This window comes from Caulobacter sp. ErkDOM-E (assembly GCF_048541895.1).
GTDB lineage: Bacteria > Pseudomonadota > Alphaproteobacteria > Caulobacterales > Caulobacteraceae > Caulobacter.
Genome location: NZ_CP183331.1, coordinates 2,888,618 through 2,906,654, shown reverse-complemented (window position 1 = coordinate 2,906,654; position 18,037 = coordinate 2,888,618). Strand labels below are relative to the sequence as shown.

Below are 18,037 nucleotides of genomic sequence, written 5' to 3'. Positions count from 1 at the left end.
TTTGAAGCCTCACAACTCCTGCGCGTTCAGACCCAGCCATTTCAGACCGCCGGGCAGTTCAAAATCTGCATAGTCGACCTGCAGCACGCGCCTGCGCCGAGCCGGTTCGGCGCGGTCAGAGGCGTGAAGTATCGGTGTGGAGTAGGCCCAGACGTCGCCGGCTTGGGCGAGGCATATCTCGGTCCTAAGATTCTGTGCCGAAATGGCGACCTCGTCGGCCTTTACCAATCCCAGACGGTGAGACCCCAGCGCGATGCGAAGCGGCGCATTGCCTGAGTCCACGGCATCCAGATGGATGCGCAGGGTGACCATGCGCGCCAGCAGGTCGAAAGGCGGCGCGACATGCGTCAGTCCGTCCTTGGTCGTCCAGGGACCAAATCCCGCGACGTCGCACCGTTCACGCACGGGGATCACGCGATCCTGATGCCAGGCGACGGCCCAGTTGGCGGCGGGCGATTTGTCGAACATCACAGCCCTCACAGGGCGTGTGTCCGGCGAGGTCAGTTCGGCGGCCAGGGCTCCGACTACACCTGTCGCGGCAAGCTTTTCTGCAAGCCCTTTGGCATCGCTGAGCCTTGCCCCCGGCCGGGCGCCGACAAGGGCGTCGGCCAGAGCGCGCAGGTCTTCGAGATCAGCGGGTGACAGGACGGCCCTGAACAGAGCCGCCCCGTCGCGCTGGAAATCGAGCGTGTTCATCAGCCCGGCGAGATCATGTTCTCCGGACGCACATACTGATCGAATTCTTCGTTCGTCAGATAGCCGCCGCCGACGGCTTCCTCGCGCAGGGTGGTGCCGTTCTTGTGCGCGGTCTTGGCGATCTTGGCGCAGGCGTCGTAGCCCAGCTTGCCGTTCAGGGCGGTGACCAGCATCAGGCTGTTCTCGACACCTTTCCGGATGTTGTCGACGCGTGGCTCGATGCCGACCACGCAGTTGTCGGTGAAGCTGATCGCGGCGTCGGCGACCAGGCGCACCGACTGCAGGAAGTTGTAGGCCATCACCGGGTTGAAGACGTTCAGCTCGAAATGGCCCTGGCTGCCGGCGAAGGTCAGGGTCGAGTGGTTGCCGAACACCTGGGCGCAGACCTGGGTCAGGGCTTCGGACTGGGTCGGATTGACCTTGCCCGGCATGATCGACGAGCCGGGCTCGTTCTCCGGCAGGGCCAGTTCGCCCAGGCCCGCGCGGGGGCCGCTGCCGAGGAAGCGGATGTCGTTGGCGATCTTGAACAGGCTTGCGGCCACCGTGTTGATGGCGCCGTGGGTGAAGACCATGGCGTCGTGGGCGGCCAGGGCCTCGAACTTGTTGGGGGCGGTGGTGAAGGCCAGGCCCGTGACGCCGGCGATCTTTTCGGCCACCAGTTCGGCAAAGCCGACGGGGGCGTTCAGGCCGGTGCCGACGGCGGTGCCGCCCTGGGCCAGTTGCATCAGCATCGGCAGGGTCATCTCGATACGGGCGATGCCGTTCTCGATCTGCTGGGCGTAGCCGCCGAACTCCTGGCCAAGCGTCAGGGGCGTGGCGTCCTGGGTGTGGGTGCGGCCGATCTTGATGATGTCCTTCCACGCGGCGGCCTTGGCGGCGAGAGCCTGATGGAGGTGCTTGAGGGCCGGCAGCAGGTCGTGGACCACCTGTTCGGCGCAGGCGATGTGCATGGCCGTCGGGAAGGTGTCGTTCGACGACTGGCTCATATTGACGTGGTCGTTGGGGTGGACGGGCTTCTTGCTGCCCATCTCGCCGCCCAGCATCTCGATGGCGCGGTTGGAGATCACCTCATTGGCGTTCATGTTCGACTGGGTGCCCGACCCGGTCTGCCAGACCACCAGCGGGAAGTGATCGTTCAGCTTGCCGTCGATCACTTCATTGGCGGCGGCGACGATGGTCTCGGCGATCTTCGGATCCAGCTTGCCCAGGGCCAGATTGGCCTCTGCGGCGGCGCGCTTGACGATCCCGAGCGCCCGCACGATCGGCAGGGGCTGCTTTTCCCAGCCGATCTTGAAGTTGCCGAGGCTGCGCTGGGCTTGAGCGCCCCAGTAGCGGTCAGCAGTGACTTCGATGGGGCCGAAGGTGTCGGTCTCGATGCGGGTGGCGGTCATGGAGCGGATCCCTCGCGTTCTGTTGGCGCGGGTTTAGCCAATGGCGAGGGAGACTGCAAAGCCGGAAGGCCTTATGAGGCGCGGATGAATGAAGGTTGGACCCAACACGGCAAGGTGCGCGCCCGCGAGGCGGACGGCGAACTGACCCTTGAGGTCGATGGCCTCACCACCCAGGGCAAGTACTACAAGCCGCTGATCTACGAGTTCTTCCGCAAGGTCTGGCGCGGCGCGCGGCCTGCCTGGGGCGAGTTCGAGGTCGACATCTTCATGGAATATGTCGGCGAGCCGCCGTGGATGGATCTGGACAACCTGGCCAAGGCCCTGCTGGATTCGATCAAGGGCTACGCCTTCCACGACGACGCCCAGGTCGGCCGGCTGCTGGTCGAGCGCCGGCCGGGGGATCGCGAACGGATCATCATCCTGGTGCGCAAGCGCGCGTCAGGCCTTTTGCGGCGCACGCTCGAAGGCTGAAGCGGCCAGGGCCGTGAACAGCACCATCAGGAAGGCGCCGTAGCGGCCCAGGCTGACCGGGTCGGCGGCAGGCATCAGCGCCTCGAACTGGCCGATCACCACGGCGCTGGCCATCAGGCCCGGCGCGGCGAAGGTCAGCATCGGCAGCATGCGCTTGCCGCGCTTGATGTGACGCAGGCGCGCTGCGGCATGGAACACGAAGGTCACGAAGGCCGCCGCCGCGAAGGCGTTGATCGCATAGAACCAGAAGGCGCTCTCTAGAACCCCCGCGCCGAATGCGGCGTAGAACGCCGTCGCCGCCAGCCAGGCCCCCAGGCCCGCGCCGCCAAACACCAAACCGTCCTGCTTTGACACGTCTTCCCCTCCCAAGGCTGTGCTGTGGGAGAACGGTGCAATTTCAGCGCCGGTTCAGACCCGGAATCAGCCCTTCACAGGCAGCAGGAAGTTCCAGAGCATCAGCAGTACGCCGAGCACCGCATAGAGCAGGGCTGTGTAGGTGAAGGCCAGTTTGCGCAGGGTGGTCCAGCTATCGACCCGGCGTCCGCCGCGCCAGACCACGGGGGCCATGACCAGGGTGACGACGGTCAGGACACTGGCGACCAGCGTACACGCTGAGGCGGTCACCAGCCAGCCGCTGGGCCAGCCATAGAACACCCAGGCGATGTCGCCCGAATTGGCGGCGAACACCCCCACGCAACTCAGGGCGATCAGCCACAGGGTTGCCTGGGTGGTCTGGAGCAGGTTGGCCCGGGTCTGGGTCGGGGTCTGGCGAGTCTCGCGACGGTCGCGCATGAACACGCCCGCCAGGGTGGCGATGGCGGCGAACGCCGAGAGCGCGACGATCCAGATCAGCAAACCCGCGCCCATGGGAAAGGTGATCCGCTCAAAGGCCGAGAAGCCGGGAGACGGGTAGAACCGGCTCCCGCGCCCACCGACAGTTTCGAAGACGAGGGTCTTGGCGCTGTCGCTGGCCTGGAACACGCCAGGCTTTTCGGTGGCGTTCCACAGCGTTGAGCGGCCGTCGCTGAGCACGGCGAGCTGTCCGTCGGGGGTGACCCGCACTTCGGCCCGCTGAGTGATGCGGCCGATGAAGCCTTCAAGTCCGCCATAGGCGCGACGTGTGCCCAGATAGTCGCCTTCATAGATCCGGGCCGCGTCCGGGCTGAGGGGGCGCAGGGTCGGCACGGCGGGCGGCGGCGCGTAGAATCGCTCGATGATCGCGGTCGGCACGACTGACGGCAGCTCGGCGCCCGTATCCGTGTTCACGGCGATGAACACGCCCAGGCCAAGGTCAGGGACCACGACCATGTTGGAGAAGAACCACAGGGTCGCCCCGTTGTGACCATAGCCGCGCCGGCCGCCGGGCAAGGCGATGTCCTGAAACCCAGCATTCCAGCCGGCCGCTTCCGGAGCGGGCTGGTACATGAGTGTGCGGAAGGTCTGGGCGGTGCGCGGGGAATAGATGGTCTTGCCGTCGAGCGTTCCGTTGCCCAGCAGCAGCATCATATAGCGGCTCATGTCCGCTGCGGTTGACGAGCCGCCGCCGGCGGGGGCGACCTGGCCGGTCAATTCCGGCGGCTGCTCTCGCCAGCCCAGTTGGGTCCAGCGGAAGCCCGCCGAGCGCTCGGCGGCCAGGGCCGCGGTCATCGGCGCGGGCAGGTCGTCGCGCCACGGGCGGGCGTCACGGAAGGTGGTGTGGGTCATGCCGGCCGGGAAGATGATCTCTTCGGCCACCAGTTGCTCGAAGGGCTTGCCGGTGACATTGGCCACGGCCGCGCCGGCCAGGGCCACGCCATAGTTGGAATAGGCCGGCAGGGCGCCCGGCTCTCGCACACGACGCGGGCGCTCCTGGCGCAGATACTCGTTCAGGGGCCGCACGCGTTTCCAGTCCTGCTCGAACAGCTGCCCCAGGGCGCGATCCTCGAACCCGGGCGTGTGGGTCATCAGGTGGCGAAGCAGAACCGGGGCCTTGTCCTTGCCACGCACCTGCAGCGGTTCGGGCAGGTAGAGATTGACCGGGCCGTCCAGCCGCATGCGACCGGCCTCGATCTCGTTCATCAGGGCGATCCAGGTGAACGTCTTGGAGATCGAGGCGATGCGGAACAGGGTCTTGTCGGGATCGACGGCGCGGCGTTCCTTGAGGCTGGCGACGCCATAGCCCTTCTTCAGCACGACCTGGCCGTTCTGGACGACGGCGATGGTCACGCCGGCGATATGGTCCTCGATCATGCTGCGGCGGATCAGGCCGTCCACAAAGGCCTCAAGTTCGGCCGCCGGCAGGGGGGTGACGCCGGCGACGGGCCGAGCGATGGGCGCGGACGGTGCGATCACCGGCGCGGCTTCGGCCCGCCGGGGCGAAACGGGGCGCGGCCGGGCGCGGCGTTGCTGGCTGGCATAGGGCCTGGGGCCCTCGACGGCCAAGGTCGCGGCGGGTTCGGACGGCGGCGCCGGTGCAACATCCTGGGCCTGGGCGAAACTCGCCGACGCCAGGAAACCGATCATGACCGCGATGAGAGCGGCTCTGGACGAAAAGCGCGACGTCAAGGCCGACCCCTCAGGCTGAATGACTTCAGCTGACTTCTAGGGCGCCTCGCACCGCGTTCAAAGGGCGGCGTGCTCTATTGGCGTCTATTGCTGGGGACGCTCTCACGGCGCCGCCGGTTTGGCCCTTGCGAACGCATAGAGCGGCAGGAACGGGCGCAGGGCCGGGCCGATCCAGACCTGGGGCTCGGAAGCGGGCTCGGCCCCGACCTCGACCTCCTTGCGCGCCACGCAGGTCTTCACCGCTGAACCCAGGGCGACGAAGTCCCTGGCCTGGCGCGCGGACGACAGAAAGCAGTCGTCAAAGAACGGATACTTGTCACTCTCGCCGCAACCGAACGAGGCGCGGTCGCGGCGGGCGGCGGTCAGGATCATGCGGTCGGGCTTCTTCAGCGCCGGAATGAACACGCCCGAGAAGCAGGCCGAGATCACCACGACGCTGGGGCGCTGGGGGCAGGCGTCCTCGATCATGGCCGCCAAAAGCTGCGGCGGCAGGATACCATCGCCCAGCAGGGCGCCGTCGGGGCTGCCGTGCGAGCTGATGTAGAACAGGCAGCCGGCCCTGGCGCTCTGAGCGCTCTGCTTGAGGCTGGCGTGGATCGAGCGCGCGTCCGAAGGGCCCGGTGCGATGGCGGGATAGCGGTGGGGGCGCGTCGAGAACTGCCGCACCGCAGCGGGATCAAAGCCGAGGTCGGTGAGCGTCAGGGCGACATCCCGCCGGGCATTGTCGAAAGCCTCGGTGGTGCCGCCGGAATGGGCGCGCCAGTCGCCGGCCACAACCACGGCCGACCAGCGGTAGAACGGGGCCTCGGCCCGGGCGAACGACGTCAGGCTGAGAAGGAGAACGCCGACAACAATGCCCGCTACGTTCCGCATCGCCCGCCCCTATTTCTTGAACCGGGCGAACGGTGTCGGGATGGCCGTGCCGGACGCCTTGGCCAGCAGCCGGCCTTCGCCGTCATAGAGCTCGCCCTCGGTGAAACAGACGGTCTTGCCCCACTTGACCACGCGCCCCACCCCGCGCAGAGCGCCAGGGAGGGCGGGACGCAGGAAGCTGGTCTTCATCTCCAGCGTCGGCACCACATGGGTCATGCCCGAGCTGATCATGCCGGCCACCGACATGCACTCGTCCAGCATGGCGCAGACATAGCCGCCCTGGATCTGGCCCATCGGGTTGCACAACAGGTCGGCGCGGGCTTCGAACCCCACCTCGACCTCTCGGTCGGCCTGGCGCACGGCCAGCAGCTGGAAGCCCAGGGTGCGCGAGCCCGAGGGCGCGTTCTTGGACGCGCGGAAGCGCTCGAGGATCGCCTCGTCGGTCAGAACCTGGGGTTCGTCCGCCGCGACGTCGCTCACCCGCTACTTCTTCCGGAACTGGTCGAGGGAGATGATCTTGGGCGCGTCATCGCCGCCGCCTTCGGTGGGCGCTTCCGGCTCCGGCTCGACGGTGGGTTCCGGCGGAACCACCTCGGGGGCCTCGAACTGCAGGGCGAACTGCACCGACGGATCGTAGAAGCGGGTCACGGCCGCATAGGGCACCGACAGGCGCTTGGGCTGACCGCCGAACTTCAGGGTGACCGAGAAGAAGGTCTCGCCCGGCGCCAGGTCCCAGTACTGGTGCTGCAGGATGATGGTCATCTCGTCAGGATACTTGCCCAGCAGGTCCTGCGGACCCGACACGCCGGCCGCCTGGGTCTTGAACGTGATGTAGAGGTGGTGCGGTTCGGGCAGACCCCCGGGGGCGGCCGCCTTGCGCAGGGCCGCCTTCACGACGCCGCGCAGGGCGTCCTGGGCCATGGCCTCGTATTGCATAAGGTCTTCAGGCGGGTTGGTGGGGGCCATGCGGTCCGTCAAGAAACTGGGGAACTGATAAAGAGTCTCAGCCTAGCGCGTCACGCCCTCGCGGCAAAGGTGCGGGAACCCTCTCAGGGACCACAAATTTCAAGGATGGTTAAGTCGCGCGGTTCTGTCGCGCCTCCACGTCTGGAAAGTGGGGGGATTCTGTTGGCAGGCTCCCGCATTCCCTCGCAAAGAGAGGAGGGAGCCTCGGCTACCACTTTTGAAAGTGGAGGGATTCTGTTGGCAGGCTCCCTCCGGGCCCCGCCTAAGGATCTGAACCCCTAGGACTTAAGGCGCGAATTCACTAGCACCGCATTACGCGGCGATAGCGAACTCTTCAGCGAAGTTATCGTTCGCAGTTAGTTTAGCGGCCCGATACGGTGAGCCACGCCGAGAGAAAGCATTACACCTTTACACGTCTGTCGATGCTGATCGGCCCCATGCAGTCCCGTGATAACTCGGGAGAGATTGGTGGAGCCGCCGGGAATCGCACCCGGGTCCAGTCCGCTTATTACGTGCGCGTTTATCCCCATAGTCCGGCCGAGACCGGACAACCCCAATATAGGGGGTTCGCGCCCGGGATGGAAGGCTCGTCGGGTTGTTCTTCGCCCATGCCGAGCCGGTTGCGGGCGTGGTCCCCGCATCCAAGGTAAAATGGCTGGCATTCCAATAGACGATGAAATCCTGCATGGTCCTGTTCAGCACAATGATATGGGAGGAGTCGAAATGTCAAAAATTGTTGCCGAGTTCATCGGTACTTTCACCCTGGTTCTATTCGGATGCGGCGCGGCTGTACTGGGTGGAGACCATGTCGGTCAGCTGGGTATCGCCCTGGCCTTCGGTTTCGCGATCATCGCCCTGGCCTATGGCATCGGTCCGGTGTCGGGTTGCCACGTCAATCCGGCCGTCAGCCTGGCGGTCTTCGTCGCCGGCCGCATGAGCCTGGTGGAGATGCTGCGCTACTGGGTCGCCCAGTTCGCGGGCGGGGTGGCGGGCGCCGCCGTCCTGTACTGCATCGCCGGCGGTGTCGCCAAGGGGCTGGGCCAGAACGGCTGGGGTCCGGGCTATCTGGGCGAATATTCGCTGCAGGCGGCCTTCATCTTCGAGGTGGTGATGACCGCCATCTTCGTGATCGTCATCCTGGGCGCGACGGGCGCTAACGCCGCGCCGGGCTTCGCCGGCCTGGGCATCGGCATCGCCCTGGCAGTGATCCACATCGTCGGCATTCAGATCACGGGCGTGTCGGTCAATCCGGCTCGTAGCTTTGGACCGGCAGTGCTGGTCGGCGGCCAGGCTCTGGCTCAGCTGTGGCTGTTCTTCGTGGCCCCGGCGATCGGGGCGGTGTTGGGCGCGTTGCTCTACCGCTTCAACGTCCTGAAGGTGGGGTGACCGGCTGGGGCGTCAGCGGGATCGCCGCCGGCGCCTCGTCCCACAGCCGCATCGAGGGCCAGACCCGCGTTCATACCGGTAGGCTTATCGCCGCACTCCACTACATCCCTTCGAAGCCGCGCTCGATCGACAGCACCCCGGTGCGGGAAAGTTCCACCAGGCCGAGCGGGCGCATCAGGTCCAGGAACTTGTCGATCTTGGACGGGGCGCCCGAAATTTCGAACACGAAGCTCTCCAGGGTGGTGTCCACCGGCTTGGCGCGGAAGATGTCGGCGATGCGCAGGGCCTCGACCCGGTCGGCGCCCGAGCCGCGCACCTTGACCAGGGCCAGCTCGCGCTCAACGCCATTGGGATCGCGGGTCACGTCGTGGACGCGGCGGACATTGACCACCTTGTGAAGCTGGGCTTCGATCTGGTCCAGGGTGTGGCGCGTGCCGCGGGTGACCACGGTGATGCGGCTGGTGTGGGCCTTGTGATCGGTCTCGGCGACCGTCAGGCTTTCGATATTGTAGCCGCGCGCGGCGAACAGCCCGACCACGCGGTGCAGCACGCCCGGTTCGTTGTCGACCAGCAGGGCGAAGGTCGCCGTCTGCTCGGCCTGGGCTGCAGTGGGCATGTCGTAAGCGGATCCGGAGGCGGCGGGAGCGTTGGGCATGGGATCGTTTCTAAGCAAAGAGGAACCGAAGGGCGAGGGGCGGCCTAAACCAGCCCCGCCCCAGCCTCGCCGATGACGTTGCCGATGTCCTCGACGTCGCCCATGATCATCTCGTTGTGGGCCTTGCCCGAGGGGATCATCGGCAGACAGTTCTCGTGCTTCTCGACGCGGCAGTCGAAGACCACGACCTTGTCGCTGTTGATCATCTCCAGGATCTTTTCGTCCAGCTCGGCCGGGTCGCTGCAGCGGATGCCGACCGCGCCATAGGCCTCGGCCAGTTTCACGAAGTCGGGCAGGCTGTCGGAATAGGAGTGGCTGTAGCGCTCGCCGTGCAGCAGCTGCTGCCACTGGCGGACCATGCCCATCCACTCGTTGTTGATGATGAAGATCTTGACCGGCAGGTTGAACTGGATCGCCGTCGACAGTTCCTGGATGCACATCTGGATCGAGGCTTCGCCGGCGATGTCGATGACCAGGGCACCGGGGTGAGCCATCTGCACGCCGACGGCGGCGGGCAGGCCATAGCCCATGGTGCCCAGGCCGCCGGAGGTCATCCAGCGATTGGGCTCCTCGAAGCGATAGAACTGCGCGGCCCACATCTGGTGCTGGCCGACCTCGGTGGTGATGTAGGTGTCGCGGCCCTTGGTCAGCTCGTAGAGGCGCTCGATGGCGTACTGCGGCTTGATGGTGGTTTCCGAGCCGCGATACTTCAGGCACTGGCGAGCGCGCCACGCATCGATCTGGGCCCACCAGTCGCCCAGCGCAGGCTTGTTGGGCTGGTGGCCAGCCGCCTTCCACGCCGCGATCAGGTCTTCCAGGATGCTGGCGGCGTCACCGATGATCGGCAGGTCGACGCGGACGTTCTTGTTGATCGACGATGGGTCGATATCGATGTGGATCTTCTTGCTGCCCGGCGAGAAGGCGTCCAGCCGGCCCGTGACGCGGTCGTCGAAGCGGGCGCCGACGCAGATCATCACGTCGCAATCGTGCATGGCGTTGTTGGCTTCGAAGGTGCCGTGCATGCCCAGCATGCCCAGCCAGGCCGGATCGGCGGCCGGGAAGGCGCCCAGGCCCATCAGGGTCGAGGTGACCGGCGCGCCGGTCAGGGCCTGAAACTCGCGCAGCAGCGCGCTGGCCCTGGGGCCGGCGTTGATGACGCCGCCGCCGGTGTAGAAGATCGGCCGGCGGGCCTGGGCGATCAGTTTTGCGGCTTCGGCGATACGGCCCGCTTCGCCCTTGGTCTTGGGGCTGTAGGCGTGGGTCGAGCGCACTTCGGTCGGGCCGTAATATTCGCCCTTGGCGAACTGGACGTCCTTGGGGATGTCGATCAGCACCGGGCCGGGACGGCCGGTGGTGGCGATCTTGAAGGCCTCATGGATGATCTGCGGCAGGTCGCGGACGTCTTTGACCAGATAGTTGTGCTTGGTGCACGAGCGGGTCATGCCGACCGTGTCGGCTTCCTGGAAGGCGTCGGTGCCGATCAGGTGGGTGGGCACCTGGCCGGTGATGACGATCATCGGGATGGAGTCCATCAGGGCGTCCATGATGCCGGTGATGGCGTTGGTCGCGCCCGGGCCCGAGGTGACCAGGACCACGCCCGGCTTGCCCGAGCTGCGCGCATAGCCTTCGGCGGCATGGGTCGCGCCCTGTTCATGGCGAACCAGGATGTGCTGCAGGCGCGGCTCGTGGAACAGCGCGTCATAGATCGGCAGCACGGCGCCGCCCGGATAGCCGAACAGCACTTCGACGCCCTGGTCCACGAGGCCGCGAACCACGATCTCGGCGCCGGTCATGGCGCGGTCGATGGTTTCGCTGGGAGCCTGGCTCTCGATGGTCTGGTGGGCGGTCATGGCGGTGGTCCGTAGGGGGTGCGGGAAGGGGGAGGCTGAAAAGAAAAAAGGTCCCGAAGGACCTTTGCGCGCGCGACTGAACTACGACGTGACTTCAAGGTCACATCGCGGACAGCCGCTCCATAAGTACGATCATGGTTTTGCGCACGAGTCTTGCTCCAAAGCTACGGAAAGGGTGATGCCATGCGCGAAAGGGGGCGTCAAGGCGGGTTTGAAGGCATGGATGTGCCTTATTGTCCCAATTCACCCGTCCAGAGTGTCGAGCAGCAGCGTCAGCGCGGCGACCGCGAAGGCCTGCATGTTGGCGGGACGGTCGTTGACGCCGGTTTCCAGAGTGGCGCTGACCGACACCTCTTCGCCGACCACGGCCGTGCAGGTGTGGCCGGGAAGGTCGCCATAGCGGTTGCCGTCCGGCCCGGCTGCGCCGGTTTCCGACAGGCCCCAGGTCGCCTTCAGGTTCTTGCGCGCCACCCGGGCCAGCATCACGGCATAGGGTTCGCTGGCCGAGCGCAGGCCGTCCATGGCCTTTTGCGGGATGTCCATCAGGGTCAGCCGGGCCCGGGCCGTATAGACGACCGCCCCGCCGACATAAAACTTCGAAGCGCCCGGCACAGCCAGCAGGGCCGCCGAGATCAGGCCGCCCGAAGAGGACTCGGCGATGGCGAGGGTCTCGCCGCGCGCGGTCAGGCGCTCTGCGACGCGTTCGGCGAGGGCGTTGAGGTCGGACATCATGGCTTCCTTGTGATCGGACGAAAGCGGGTCAAACCCGCTCCCAATCCGGCGTCTGGTTCCTGAACCAGGTCAGCTGACGCTTGGCGTAGCGGCGGGTTTCCTGGCGGGCGGCGTCGAGGGCCTGGTCCAGGGTGGTCTCGCCGCGCAGGTGGGCCGCCAGTTCACGGTAGCCCAGGGCCTTGAGGGCGGGCAGGGCGGGGCTGAGGCCGCGGGCTTCCATGGCCGCCACTTCCTCCAGGGCGCCGTTCTGCACCATCACGCCAAGGCGAGCGTCGCAGCGGGCATAGAGGTCGGCGCGCGGCGGATCCAGGACCAGACCCTTCCAGCTGCCCGGCGCCAGGGAGGGGCGGGTGTCGTTCTGCCAGGCGGTCAGGGACCGGCCTGTGGCGACGGCGACGGCGTGGGCGCGCAACAGGCGCTGTCGGTCGCCGATCTCGATGCGGGCGGCGGCCTCGGGATCGAGCTTGGCGAGGTCTTCGCGAAATTCATGTTCGCCCTGGGCTTCGTAGAGCAGGCCGGAAATCTCGCGCTGGGTTTCCGACACCGCCGGCACGTCGGCCAGGCCATGGGTCAGGGCGCGGAAATAGAGGCCGGTGCCGCCGACCACGACGACCGGCTTGCCGCGATGGTCGATGTCGCGCAGGGCGACCATGGCCGCTTCCAGCCATTTGCCGACCGACCAGGTTTCAGCGGCGTCAACCGTGCCGAACAGGTGATGCGGGACAGCCGCCATCTCGTCGGGCGAGGGGCCGGCGGTCAGGACGCGCAGGTCGGCATAGATCTGCATGGAGTCGGCATTGACGATCTCGCCGCCGATTTCCTGGGCCAGACGCAGGGCGTAGGCCGACTTGCCGCTTGCGGTCGGGCCGGCGATCAGCCAGATGCGAGGCGCAATGTCCAAGCTCTCCATGATCCCGACTGTCCTCACCGTGGTGGGCGCTGATCCCGCCGCTTACGCTCAAGCCGTGTCGCGCGTCGAGGCGGCGCTGTCCAGCCGTCCTGCGCCTCTGGGAGCGCTGGCCGCCGACTTCTTGCTTGATGGCGCCGCCGTCGCGCCGCTCGAGGCGCTGCTCGCCGACCTGCCGGTCGATTTCGCGATCCAGCCGGTCGAGAACCGCAGGAAGCGTCTGCTGATCGCCGACATGGACTCGACCATCATCAACGTCGAGTGCCTGGACGAGCTGGCCGACTTCGCCGGCGTAAAGGCCCAGGTCTCGGAGATCACCGAACGGGCCATGCGCGGCGAGTTGGCCTTCGAGGGCGCGCTGCGCGAGCGGGTCGGCATGCTGGCCGGCCTGTCGGTCGACGCCCTGCAGTCCTGCTATGATGATCGCGTGCGGCTCAATCCCGGGGCCGAGACCCTGGTCAGGACCATGGCGGCCCACGGCGCGCGCTGCGCCCTGGTCTCGGGCGGCTTCACCTTCTTCACCACCCGCGTGGCGCAGGCGGCGGGCTTCCACCTGAACCGCGCCAACACCCTGATCGAAGAAGGCGGCAAGCTGACCGGCCAGGTGGGCGATCCGATCCTAGGCAAGGAGGCCAAGCTGGCCGCCCTGATCGAGGAGACCGCGCTTCTGGGTCTGACCCCGGGCGACGCGCTGGCTGTCGGCGACGGCGCCAATGACCTGGCGATGATCGAGGCCGCCGGCCTTGGGGTTGCCTATCGCGCCAAGCCGATCGTGGCGGCCCAGGCCCACGCCAAGGTCGATCACGCCGACCTCACCGCCTTGCTCTACTTCCAGGGCTACAAGGCCTCGGAGTTCGCCGCATGAGCTTCCCGCGCCGCGTCGAGGCGGTGATCTTCGACATGGACGGGCTGCTGCTGGACACCGAGATCGTCTATCGCGCCGCCATGATCGAGGCCGGCTCGGTGTTCGGCGTGGCCTTCACCGGCGAGATCTATGCGTCGATGGTGGGCAAGACCAATCCCGAGAGCGCCATCCTGCTGCGCGAACTCTATGGCGAGGATTTTCCGATCCAGGCCTATTTCGAGCGGGTCTGGGCCGACGTCGAGGACCTGCTGGAAGCCGAAACCAAGCTGAAGGCCGGGGTGATCGAGATCCTCGACCATCTGGATGATCTGGGCCTGCCCTGCGCCATCGCCACCTCCAACGGCATGGTGTCGGTCGAGAAGTATCTGGGGCGCTTTGACCTGCTGAGCCGGTTCAACGCGGTGGTCGCCAACGCCGACGTCGTGCGCCACAAGCCGCATCCCGATCCCTATCTGGAAGCCGCCCGCCGCCTGGGCGTCGATCCCGCCCACTGCCTGGCGCTGGAGGATTCCCATCCCGGCGTCCGCGCCGCCCATGCGGCCGGCATGATGACGGTGATGGTGCCCGACATCCTCGATCCCAACGAAGAGATGCACGACAAGTGCGTCCACATCGCCGACAGCCTGCACGTGGTGCTGGACCTGCTGAAGGCGTCGGCCTGAGCGAGCGGGCGAGAGGCTTCAGGCCTGCTTTAGCGCCTCGGTCTGGACCTGCTGCGGCAGCTCGATCGACCAGCCGCCCAGGAACGCGGTCAGCGCCTCCAGCCCCATCGGCCTGGCGATGTGATAGCCCTGCGCCAGATCGCAGCCCATCAGTTGCAGGAGGGCCAGGGCTTCGCGGGTTTCGACGCCCTCGGCGGTGACCTTCATGCCCAGGCTGTGGGCCAGGTCGATGGTCGACTTGACCAGCAGGGCGTCCTTGCCGCCGGCCTGCAGCGACAGCACGAAGGCCTTGTCGATCTTCAGTTCCTCGGCGCGGATCTGCTTCAGATAGGCCAGGGACGACAGGCCCGAGCCATAGTCGTCGATCGAGACCGGGATGCCCGCGGCCTCGAAGCGTTCCAGCACCCCCAACGCAACATCGGGATTGCCGATCACAGCCGTCTCGGTGATCTCGAAACAGACGCGGGCGGCTTCGCGGGTGACCTGCTCGATGGCGCGATCGGCAAAGTCGGCGTCGTCGATCAGCCGGCCAGAGACGTTGACCGACATCAGCACGTCGTGACCAGCCGCGCGCAGCGCCTTCTGGTCGGCGATGGCCTGGCTCAGGACGTAGTCGGTGAGGGCGCGGATGTGGCCGGTCTCTTCGGCCATTTCCACGAACAGGTCCGGACGCATCATGCCGCGCGTCGGATGGTTCCAGCGCACCAGGGCCTCGACACCGGTGATCTTGCCGGAACGAAGATCCAGCTTGGGCTGGTGATTGAGGAACAGGGCGCCGGTGGCCACGCCGTCCAGCATGTCGCTCATCAGCGACAGGTTGCCGGCCGGGTCGCCATAGGCGACAGGGTCGAACAGCATGACCTTGCGGTTGGCGGCGCGGCCCTGGTCCAGGGCGATCAGCGCCTGCTCAATGAGTCTGGGCGCATCCAGAGCGCCTGCCGTGGTGGCGGCCAGGCCGTGGGTCAGGTGCACATCCACCAGTTCGCCGCCGACGCGGATCGGCTTGTCGAGCGCCTTCGCCTCGACCTCGATCAGCGGCGTCAGGGCGGCTAGGTCTGTGAGGCTGGAGACGACGCACAGGGTCGAGGTGGTCAGGCGGCCGACCAGCAGGCCCGGCGTGATGGCCATGATCCGCTCGCCCAGATCGGCGATCAGCTGGGTCGCCAGCGAATAGCCGATGGCGCCGCGCACGAAGGTGAAGCGGTCTAGGCCCACGGCGCTGATGATGACCTGCTCGCCCTCGGCGGCGCTGGCCAGGCGGGTGGTGATCTCGCGCTCCAGGGCGCGACGGTTGGGCAGGCCGGTTTCCTCGTCGTGCAGGGCCTGATGGATCATTCTGGCTTCGCGGTCGCGGATTTCCGCAGCCATCAGATTGAAGCTGTCGGCCAGGCGGCCGATCTCGTCCTGGGTCTGGACCTCAACGCGGACATCCTCGCCCCGTTGCAGGCGGCGGGCGGCGTCGTCCAGGGCGGTGATGGGCCGGGCCAGGCCACGTGACAGGGCCCAACTGGCCACGACCACCAGGGCTGCGCCGATCAGTCCGGCGATGATCACGGCGGCGAACAGGGGGCGATACGGCGCCATCGCCTTGGCCATGGGATAGCGCAGGACCAGCGCCGCAGCGCCGTCCTGGCCGAGCGCCCTCAGCGGCTTGACGAGGATCAGGTCGTTCTGGCCGCCGGCCTTCAGCAGGCTGGGCTCGGCGATCCTGTCGCGCAGGGCTGTCTCGACATAGGCGCCAACCCGCCTGGCGTCGGAGCCCGCATCGTCGGTGATCCAGCCCTCGCCGCGCCGGTCAAAGACCTGGGCGTCCAGCTCGATCGCCGACAGGCGCTCCAGGGCTCGCATTTCCCGGTCGTCCAGCTTGGCGGCAAAGACGATCCAGCCGGTCAGGCTTGGGGCCAGGATCGGCGCCGAAATGACCTGATAGGGCGCGCCATCGACGACGAATACGCCCTGGGCGTCGTCGCCGGCGTCGAGCGCCGTCCACAGTTTCTCGAGATCCAGCCGGGCGGGATCCAGCCCCACCACATCGCCATCGACCCCGACGATGAAGGCCAGGTCCAGGCCCATGCGCTGGCGCAGATTGGTGATGGCGGACTCGACGGTCGGAACATCATGGGTGGCCACGGCCGCCCGGAAACCGAAGTCGCGGGCCAGCAGGTCGGCGCCGTCGCGCAGGCGCTGGGTGCGCAGCGCCCAGACGCTGTCGAACACCGTGCCGCTGACCGCCAGTTCCTTGCGCACCGCCTGCTGGGCGTTGGCCGCGATCGCCAGATAGACCGTCACCGCGACAAGGCTCAGCGCCAGGGCGAACAGCCCGGCATAGAGCACGGTCAGCTTGGTCTGGAGGCGATGGAACACGGCCGTCCTCTAATGGTGCGCCGGAGCGCGCAGCTCGATCGACACGGTCTCGCGGCTGTCACCGCCGCCGATCGCGGTGGTGGTCAGGGTCTTCTCGTTCTTCATGCCGCGCAGATATGGATGCCAGATCCGTACCACGACAGGCCCCGACGGGATGTCACGGACGCTCGCCACACCGGCGTCGTCGCTCTTGGCCGCATAGGGGGTGTCGACCACCTTGATGAAGCCGACCATCTGGTCGTGGATGTTGCAGCCGATGGCGGCCACGCCGACGGCGGGCAGCTTGACGGTGCGGTTCTCTTCGCGGCCGTAGAGCTTCAGCTCGAACTTGTTGCCGGCCGAGAACGAGTAGACGTGGTGGCGCACCTTATCGAGATTGGGGAACGCGACCTCGGCGCCCGCCGGCACGATCAGCACGAAGGGCGAGAACTGGATGTTCTGCTGGGCGACGCGATAAGGCCACGGGAACTTGATTGGCCCACGACTGGGCTGGCCGCCCGGATGGACCGTCACGACCGAGTCGGGAACGGGCTTGCCGTCGGCGCCGCGCACCGTGACGGTCAGGCTGCCCGCGAAGGCGGAGCCTCCCATGAACGCAACCATGAGAAGTGAAAGGGCGAATTTCATCAGGCAGTACTAGCGTCTGTCGAGTGAAATCGCCGTTAACGTGAATGTCTCGCCGCGACATCTTGTCGAGCGACAGGGTTGAACTGAAAGGTTCTGTAAAGTCTTCTGAACGACCCTCGCCAACTGAATGTCCAGACGCGCCGAGGGTCGATGAAGCTTCACTACAAGATCCTTCCGGCTTTGGGCTGTGTCGTGGCTGCAGCTCTGGGTCTCACCAGTCGCGCGGCGGCAACCGAGATCGAGACTGGGGGCAAGCTCTTGCTGACCGGGGGCGTCAGCGCCCTTGAAGGCGGGGCGGGCGGTGGCCTGGCCACCTGGGGCGTCATCGCCGGCAACGAGACCCGCAATGGCGTCGGCGGCAAGGTCCATGCGACCTATGTCGATGTTCCCGACTACCAGCTGCGCGCTGCGGGGGCTGCGATCGGCCTGTACGATCGGGTCGAGCTGTCGGTCGCCCGCCAGGAATTCGACACCGGCGCCACGGGCGCCAAGCTGGGCCTGGGCAAGGGTTTCACCTTCCGGCAGGACATCATCGGCGCCAAGCTGCGGGTGCTGGGCGACGCCGTCTATGAGCAGGACAGCTGGGTTCCGCAGGTCTCGGTCGGCGCGCAATTCAAGAAGAACAATCAGGGCGCCATCATCAAGGCTGTCGGTGGCCGGCATGACAGCGGCGTCGACTACTATGTCGCGGCCACCAAGCTGCTGCTCGACAAGAGCCTCGTTCTGAGTGGCGCCGTGCGCTTGACCAAGGCTAACCAGACCGGCCTTCTGGGCTTCGGCGGCGACCAGAACGACAGCTACAAGGCCCAGTTCGAGGGCTCGGCCGCCGTGCTGCTCAGCAAGCGCCTGGCGGTCGGGGCCGAATACCGCTCCAAGCCCAGCAACCTGGGCTTCGCCAGAGAAGATGACTGGGTCGACCTGTTCGCCGCCTATGCGATCAACAAGACGGTGTCTGTGACGGCCGCTTATGTCGATCTGGGCGACATCGCCACGTTCAAGGATCAGCGGGGCCTGTATCTCTCGCTGCAGGCCGGCTTCTAGGAGAGCG

At 66.7% G+C, this 18,037-nt stretch carries 18 protein-coding genes and 1 other RNA gene; 5 read left to right on the top strand and 14 right to left on the bottom strand.

All coding sequences use genetic code 11. The features are described from left to right. Nucleotides 1-9: 9 nt before the first annotated feature. On the bottom strand, nt 10-696 hold the full coding sequence (locus ACN2C7_RS14320; protein WP_419317642.1) for a phytanoyl-CoA dioxygenase family protein: 687 nt from the start codon (nt 694-696) through the stop codon (nt 10-12). Then, entirely contained in the window at nt 696-2,087 is a 1,392-nt protein-coding gene (gene fumC, locus ACN2C7_RS14315; protein WP_419317641.1) for a class II fumarate hydratase, read from the bottom strand. The genes ACN2C7_RS14320 and fumC overlap by 1 nt, the downstream gene beginning before the upstream one ends. 84 nt (nt 2,088-2,171) lie before the next feature. On the opposite strand from fumC, the gene ACN2C7_RS14310 reads away from it, so the two are divergent. Continuing rightward, nucleotides 2,172-2,558, top strand: a complete 387-nt coding sequence (locus ACN2C7_RS14310; RefSeq protein WP_419317640.1) for a RusA family crossover junction endodeoxyribonuclease — start codon at nt 2,172-2,174, stop codon at nt 2,556-2,558. On the opposite strand, the gene ACN2C7_RS14305 is transcribed toward ACN2C7_RS14310, so the two are convergent. From ACN2C7_RS14305 to ssrA, 6 genes are all read right to left on the bottom strand, one after another. Next, nucleotides 2,526-2,912 (bottom strand): hypothetical protein, encoded by a 387-nt coding sequence (locus tag ACN2C7_RS14305; RefSeq protein ID WP_419317639.1) that lies wholly within the window; start codon nt 2,910-2,912, stop codon nt 2,526-2,528. The genes ACN2C7_RS14310 and ACN2C7_RS14305 overlap by 33 nt on opposite strands. Before the next feature lie 66 nt (nt 2,913-2,978). After that, nucleotides 2,979-5,102, bottom strand: a complete 2,124-nt coding sequence (locus ACN2C7_RS14300; RefSeq protein WP_419317638.1) for a serine hydrolase domain-containing protein — start codon at nt 5,100-5,102, stop codon at nt 2,979-2,981. Between the two features lie 102 nt (nt 5,103-5,204). Next, entirely contained in the window at nt 5,205-5,975 is a 771-nt protein-coding gene (locus ACN2C7_RS14295; RefSeq protein ID WP_419317637.1) for a C13 family peptidase, read from the bottom strand. Nucleotides 5,976-5,984: 9 nt separating this feature from the next. After that, complete coding sequence (locus tag ACN2C7_RS14290) at nt 5,985-6,455, bottom strand: PaaI family thioesterase (RefSeq protein WP_419317636.1); 471 nt, start codon at nt 6,453-6,455, stop codon at nt 5,985-5,987. A gap of 3 nt (nt 6,456-6,458) precedes the next feature. Then, the gene (locus ACN2C7_RS14285; protein WP_419317635.1) at nt 6,459-6,941 is read right to left on the bottom strand and encodes an SspB family protein; all 483 of its coding nucleotides are present in this window, start codon (nt 6,939-6,941) and stop codon (nt 6,459-6,461) included. A gap of 222 nt (nt 6,942-7,163) precedes the next feature. Further along, nucleotides 7,164-7,529, bottom strand: a transfer-messenger RNA (tmRNA) gene (ssrA, locus tag ACN2C7_RS14280). Nucleotides 7,530-7,664: 135 nt separating this feature from the next. Between ssrA and ACN2C7_RS14275 the strand changes: the two genes are divergently transcribed. After that, nucleotides 7,665-8,327, top strand: coding sequence for an aquaporin (locus ACN2C7_RS14275; RefSeq protein WP_419317634.1), 663 nt, complete (start codon nt 7,665-7,667; stop codon nt 8,325-8,327). Nucleotides 8,328-8,427: 100 nt separating this feature from the next. On the opposite strand, the gene ilvN is transcribed toward ACN2C7_RS14275, so the two are convergent. From ilvN to miaA, 4 genes are all read right to left on the bottom strand, one after another. Continuing rightward, complete coding sequence (gene ilvN, locus ACN2C7_RS14270; protein ID WP_419317633.1) at nt 8,428-8,982, bottom strand: acetolactate synthase small subunit; 555 nt, start codon at nt 8,980-8,982, stop codon at nt 8,428-8,430. A 44-nt stretch (nt 8,983-9,026) separates the two neighbouring features. Continuing rightward, nucleotides 9,027-10,832 (bottom strand): acetolactate synthase 3 large subunit, encoded by a 1,806-nt coding sequence (locus ACN2C7_RS14265; protein WP_419317632.1) that lies wholly within the window; start codon nt 10,830-10,832, stop codon nt 9,027-9,029. Nucleotides 10,833-11,075: 243 nt separating this feature from the next. Beyond that, nucleotides 11,076-11,561, bottom strand: a complete 486-nt coding sequence (locus ACN2C7_RS14260) for a CinA family protein (protein WP_419317631.1) — start codon at nt 11,559-11,561, stop codon at nt 11,076-11,078. A gap of 31 nt (nt 11,562-11,592) precedes the next feature. Continuing rightward, nucleotides 11,593-12,477 (bottom strand): tRNA (adenosine(37)-N6)-dimethylallyltransferase MiaA, encoded by an 885-nt coding sequence (gene miaA / locus ACN2C7_RS14255; protein WP_419321477.1) that lies wholly within the window; start codon nt 12,475-12,477, stop codon nt 11,593-11,595. Between miaA and serB the strand changes: the two genes are divergently transcribed. Beyond that, the gene (gene serB / locus ACN2C7_RS14250; RefSeq protein ID WP_419317630.1) at nt 12,458-13,336 is read left to right on the top strand and encodes a phosphoserine phosphatase SerB; all 879 of its coding nucleotides are present in this window, start codon (nt 12,458-12,460) and stop codon (nt 13,334-13,336) included. The two genes, miaA and serB, sit on opposite strands and share 20 nt — an antisense overlap. After that, nucleotides 13,333-13,998, top strand: a complete 666-nt coding sequence (locus tag ACN2C7_RS14245) for an HAD family hydrolase (RefSeq protein WP_419317629.1) — start codon at nt 13,333-13,335, stop codon at nt 13,996-13,998. Before serB ends, ACN2C7_RS14245 begins: the two co-directional genes overlap by 4 nt. An 18-nt stretch (nt 13,999-14,016) precedes the next feature. Here the strand turns inward: ACN2C7_RS14245 and ACN2C7_RS14240 are convergent, their stop codons facing one another. Together ACN2C7_RS14240 and ACN2C7_RS14235 are read right to left on the bottom strand one after the other, a co-directional pair. After that, nucleotides 14,017-16,362 carry a putative bifunctional diguanylate cyclase/phosphodiesterase gene (locus ACN2C7_RS14240; protein ID WP_419317627.1) on the bottom strand — a complete coding sequence of 782 codons (2,346 nt, stop codon included), beginning with the start codon at nt 16,360-16,362 and terminating at the stop codon, nt 14,017-14,019. A gap of 9 nt (nt 16,363-16,371) precedes the next feature. Then, nucleotides 16,372-16,953 carry a methylamine utilization protein gene (locus tag ACN2C7_RS14235; protein WP_419317626.1) on the bottom strand — a complete coding sequence of 194 codons (582 nt, stop codon included), beginning with the start codon at nt 16,951-16,953 and terminating at the stop codon, nt 16,372-16,374. Between the two features lie 186 nt (nt 16,954-17,139). On the opposite strand from ACN2C7_RS14235, the gene ACN2C7_RS14230 reads away from it, so the two are divergent. Next, nucleotides 17,140-18,030 carry a DUF3034 family protein gene (locus ACN2C7_RS14230; protein ID WP_419317625.1) on the top strand — a complete coding sequence of 297 codons (891 nt, stop codon included), beginning with the start codon at nt 17,140-17,142 and terminating at the stop codon, nt 18,028-18,030. Nucleotides 18,031-18,037 lie beyond the last annotated feature (7 nt).

What these genes read in the sequence shown, in the direction of transcription:
- ACN2C7_RS14275 (WP_419317634.1), top strand. Translation starts at nt 7,665, where the DNA reads ATGTCAAAAATTGTTGCCGAGTTCATCGGTACTTTCACCCTGGTTCTA.
- ACN2C7_RS14265 (WP_419317632.1), bottom strand. Translation starts at nt 10,832, where the DNA reads ATGACCGCCCACCAGACCATCGAGAGCCAGGCTCCCAGCGAAACCATC.
- ACN2C7_RS14245 (WP_419317629.1), top strand. Translation starts at nt 13,333, where the DNA reads ATGAGCTTCCCGCGCCGCGTCGAGGCGGTGATCTTCGACATGGACGGG.
- ACN2C7_RS14320 (WP_419317642.1), bottom strand. Translation starts at nt 696, where the DNA reads ATGAACACGCTCGATTTCCAGCGCGACGGGGCGGCTCTGTTCAGGGCC.
- ACN2C7_RS14295 (WP_419317637.1), bottom strand. Translation starts at nt 5,975, where the DNA reads ATGCGGAACGTAGCGGGCATTGTTGTCGGCGTTCTCCTTCTCAGCCTG.
- ACN2C7_RS14230 (WP_419317625.1), top strand. Translation starts at nt 17,140, where the DNA reads ATGAAGCTTCACTACAAGATCCTTCCGGCTTTGGGCTGTGTCGTGGCT.
- fumC (WP_419317641.1), bottom strand. Translation starts at nt 2,087, where the DNA reads ATGACCGCCACCCGCATCGAGACCGACACCTTCGGCCCCATCGAAGTC.
- ACN2C7_RS14260 (WP_419317631.1), bottom strand. Translation starts at nt 11,561, where the DNA reads ATGTCCGACCTCAACGCCCTCGCCGAACGCGTCGCAGAGCGCCTGACC.
- ACN2C7_RS14310 (WP_419317640.1), top strand. Translation starts at nt 2,172, where the DNA reads ATGAATGAAGGTTGGACCCAACACGGCAAGGTGCGCGCCCGCGAGGCG.
- ACN2C7_RS14235 (WP_419317626.1), bottom strand. Translation starts at nt 16,953, where the DNA reads ATGGGAGGCTCCGCCTTCGCGGGCAGCCTGACCGTCACGGTGCGCGGC.
- serB (WP_419317630.1), top strand. Translation starts at nt 12,458, where the DNA reads ATGTCCAAGCTCTCCATGATCCCGACTGTCCTCACCGTGGTGGGCGCT.
- ACN2C7_RS14285 (WP_419317635.1), bottom strand. Translation starts at nt 6,941, where the DNA reads ATGGCCCCCACCAACCCGCCTGAAGACCTTATGCAATACGAGGCCATG.
- ilvN (WP_419317633.1), bottom strand. Translation starts at nt 8,982, where the DNA reads ATGCCCAACGCTCCCGCCGCCTCCGGATCCGCTTACGACATGCCCACT.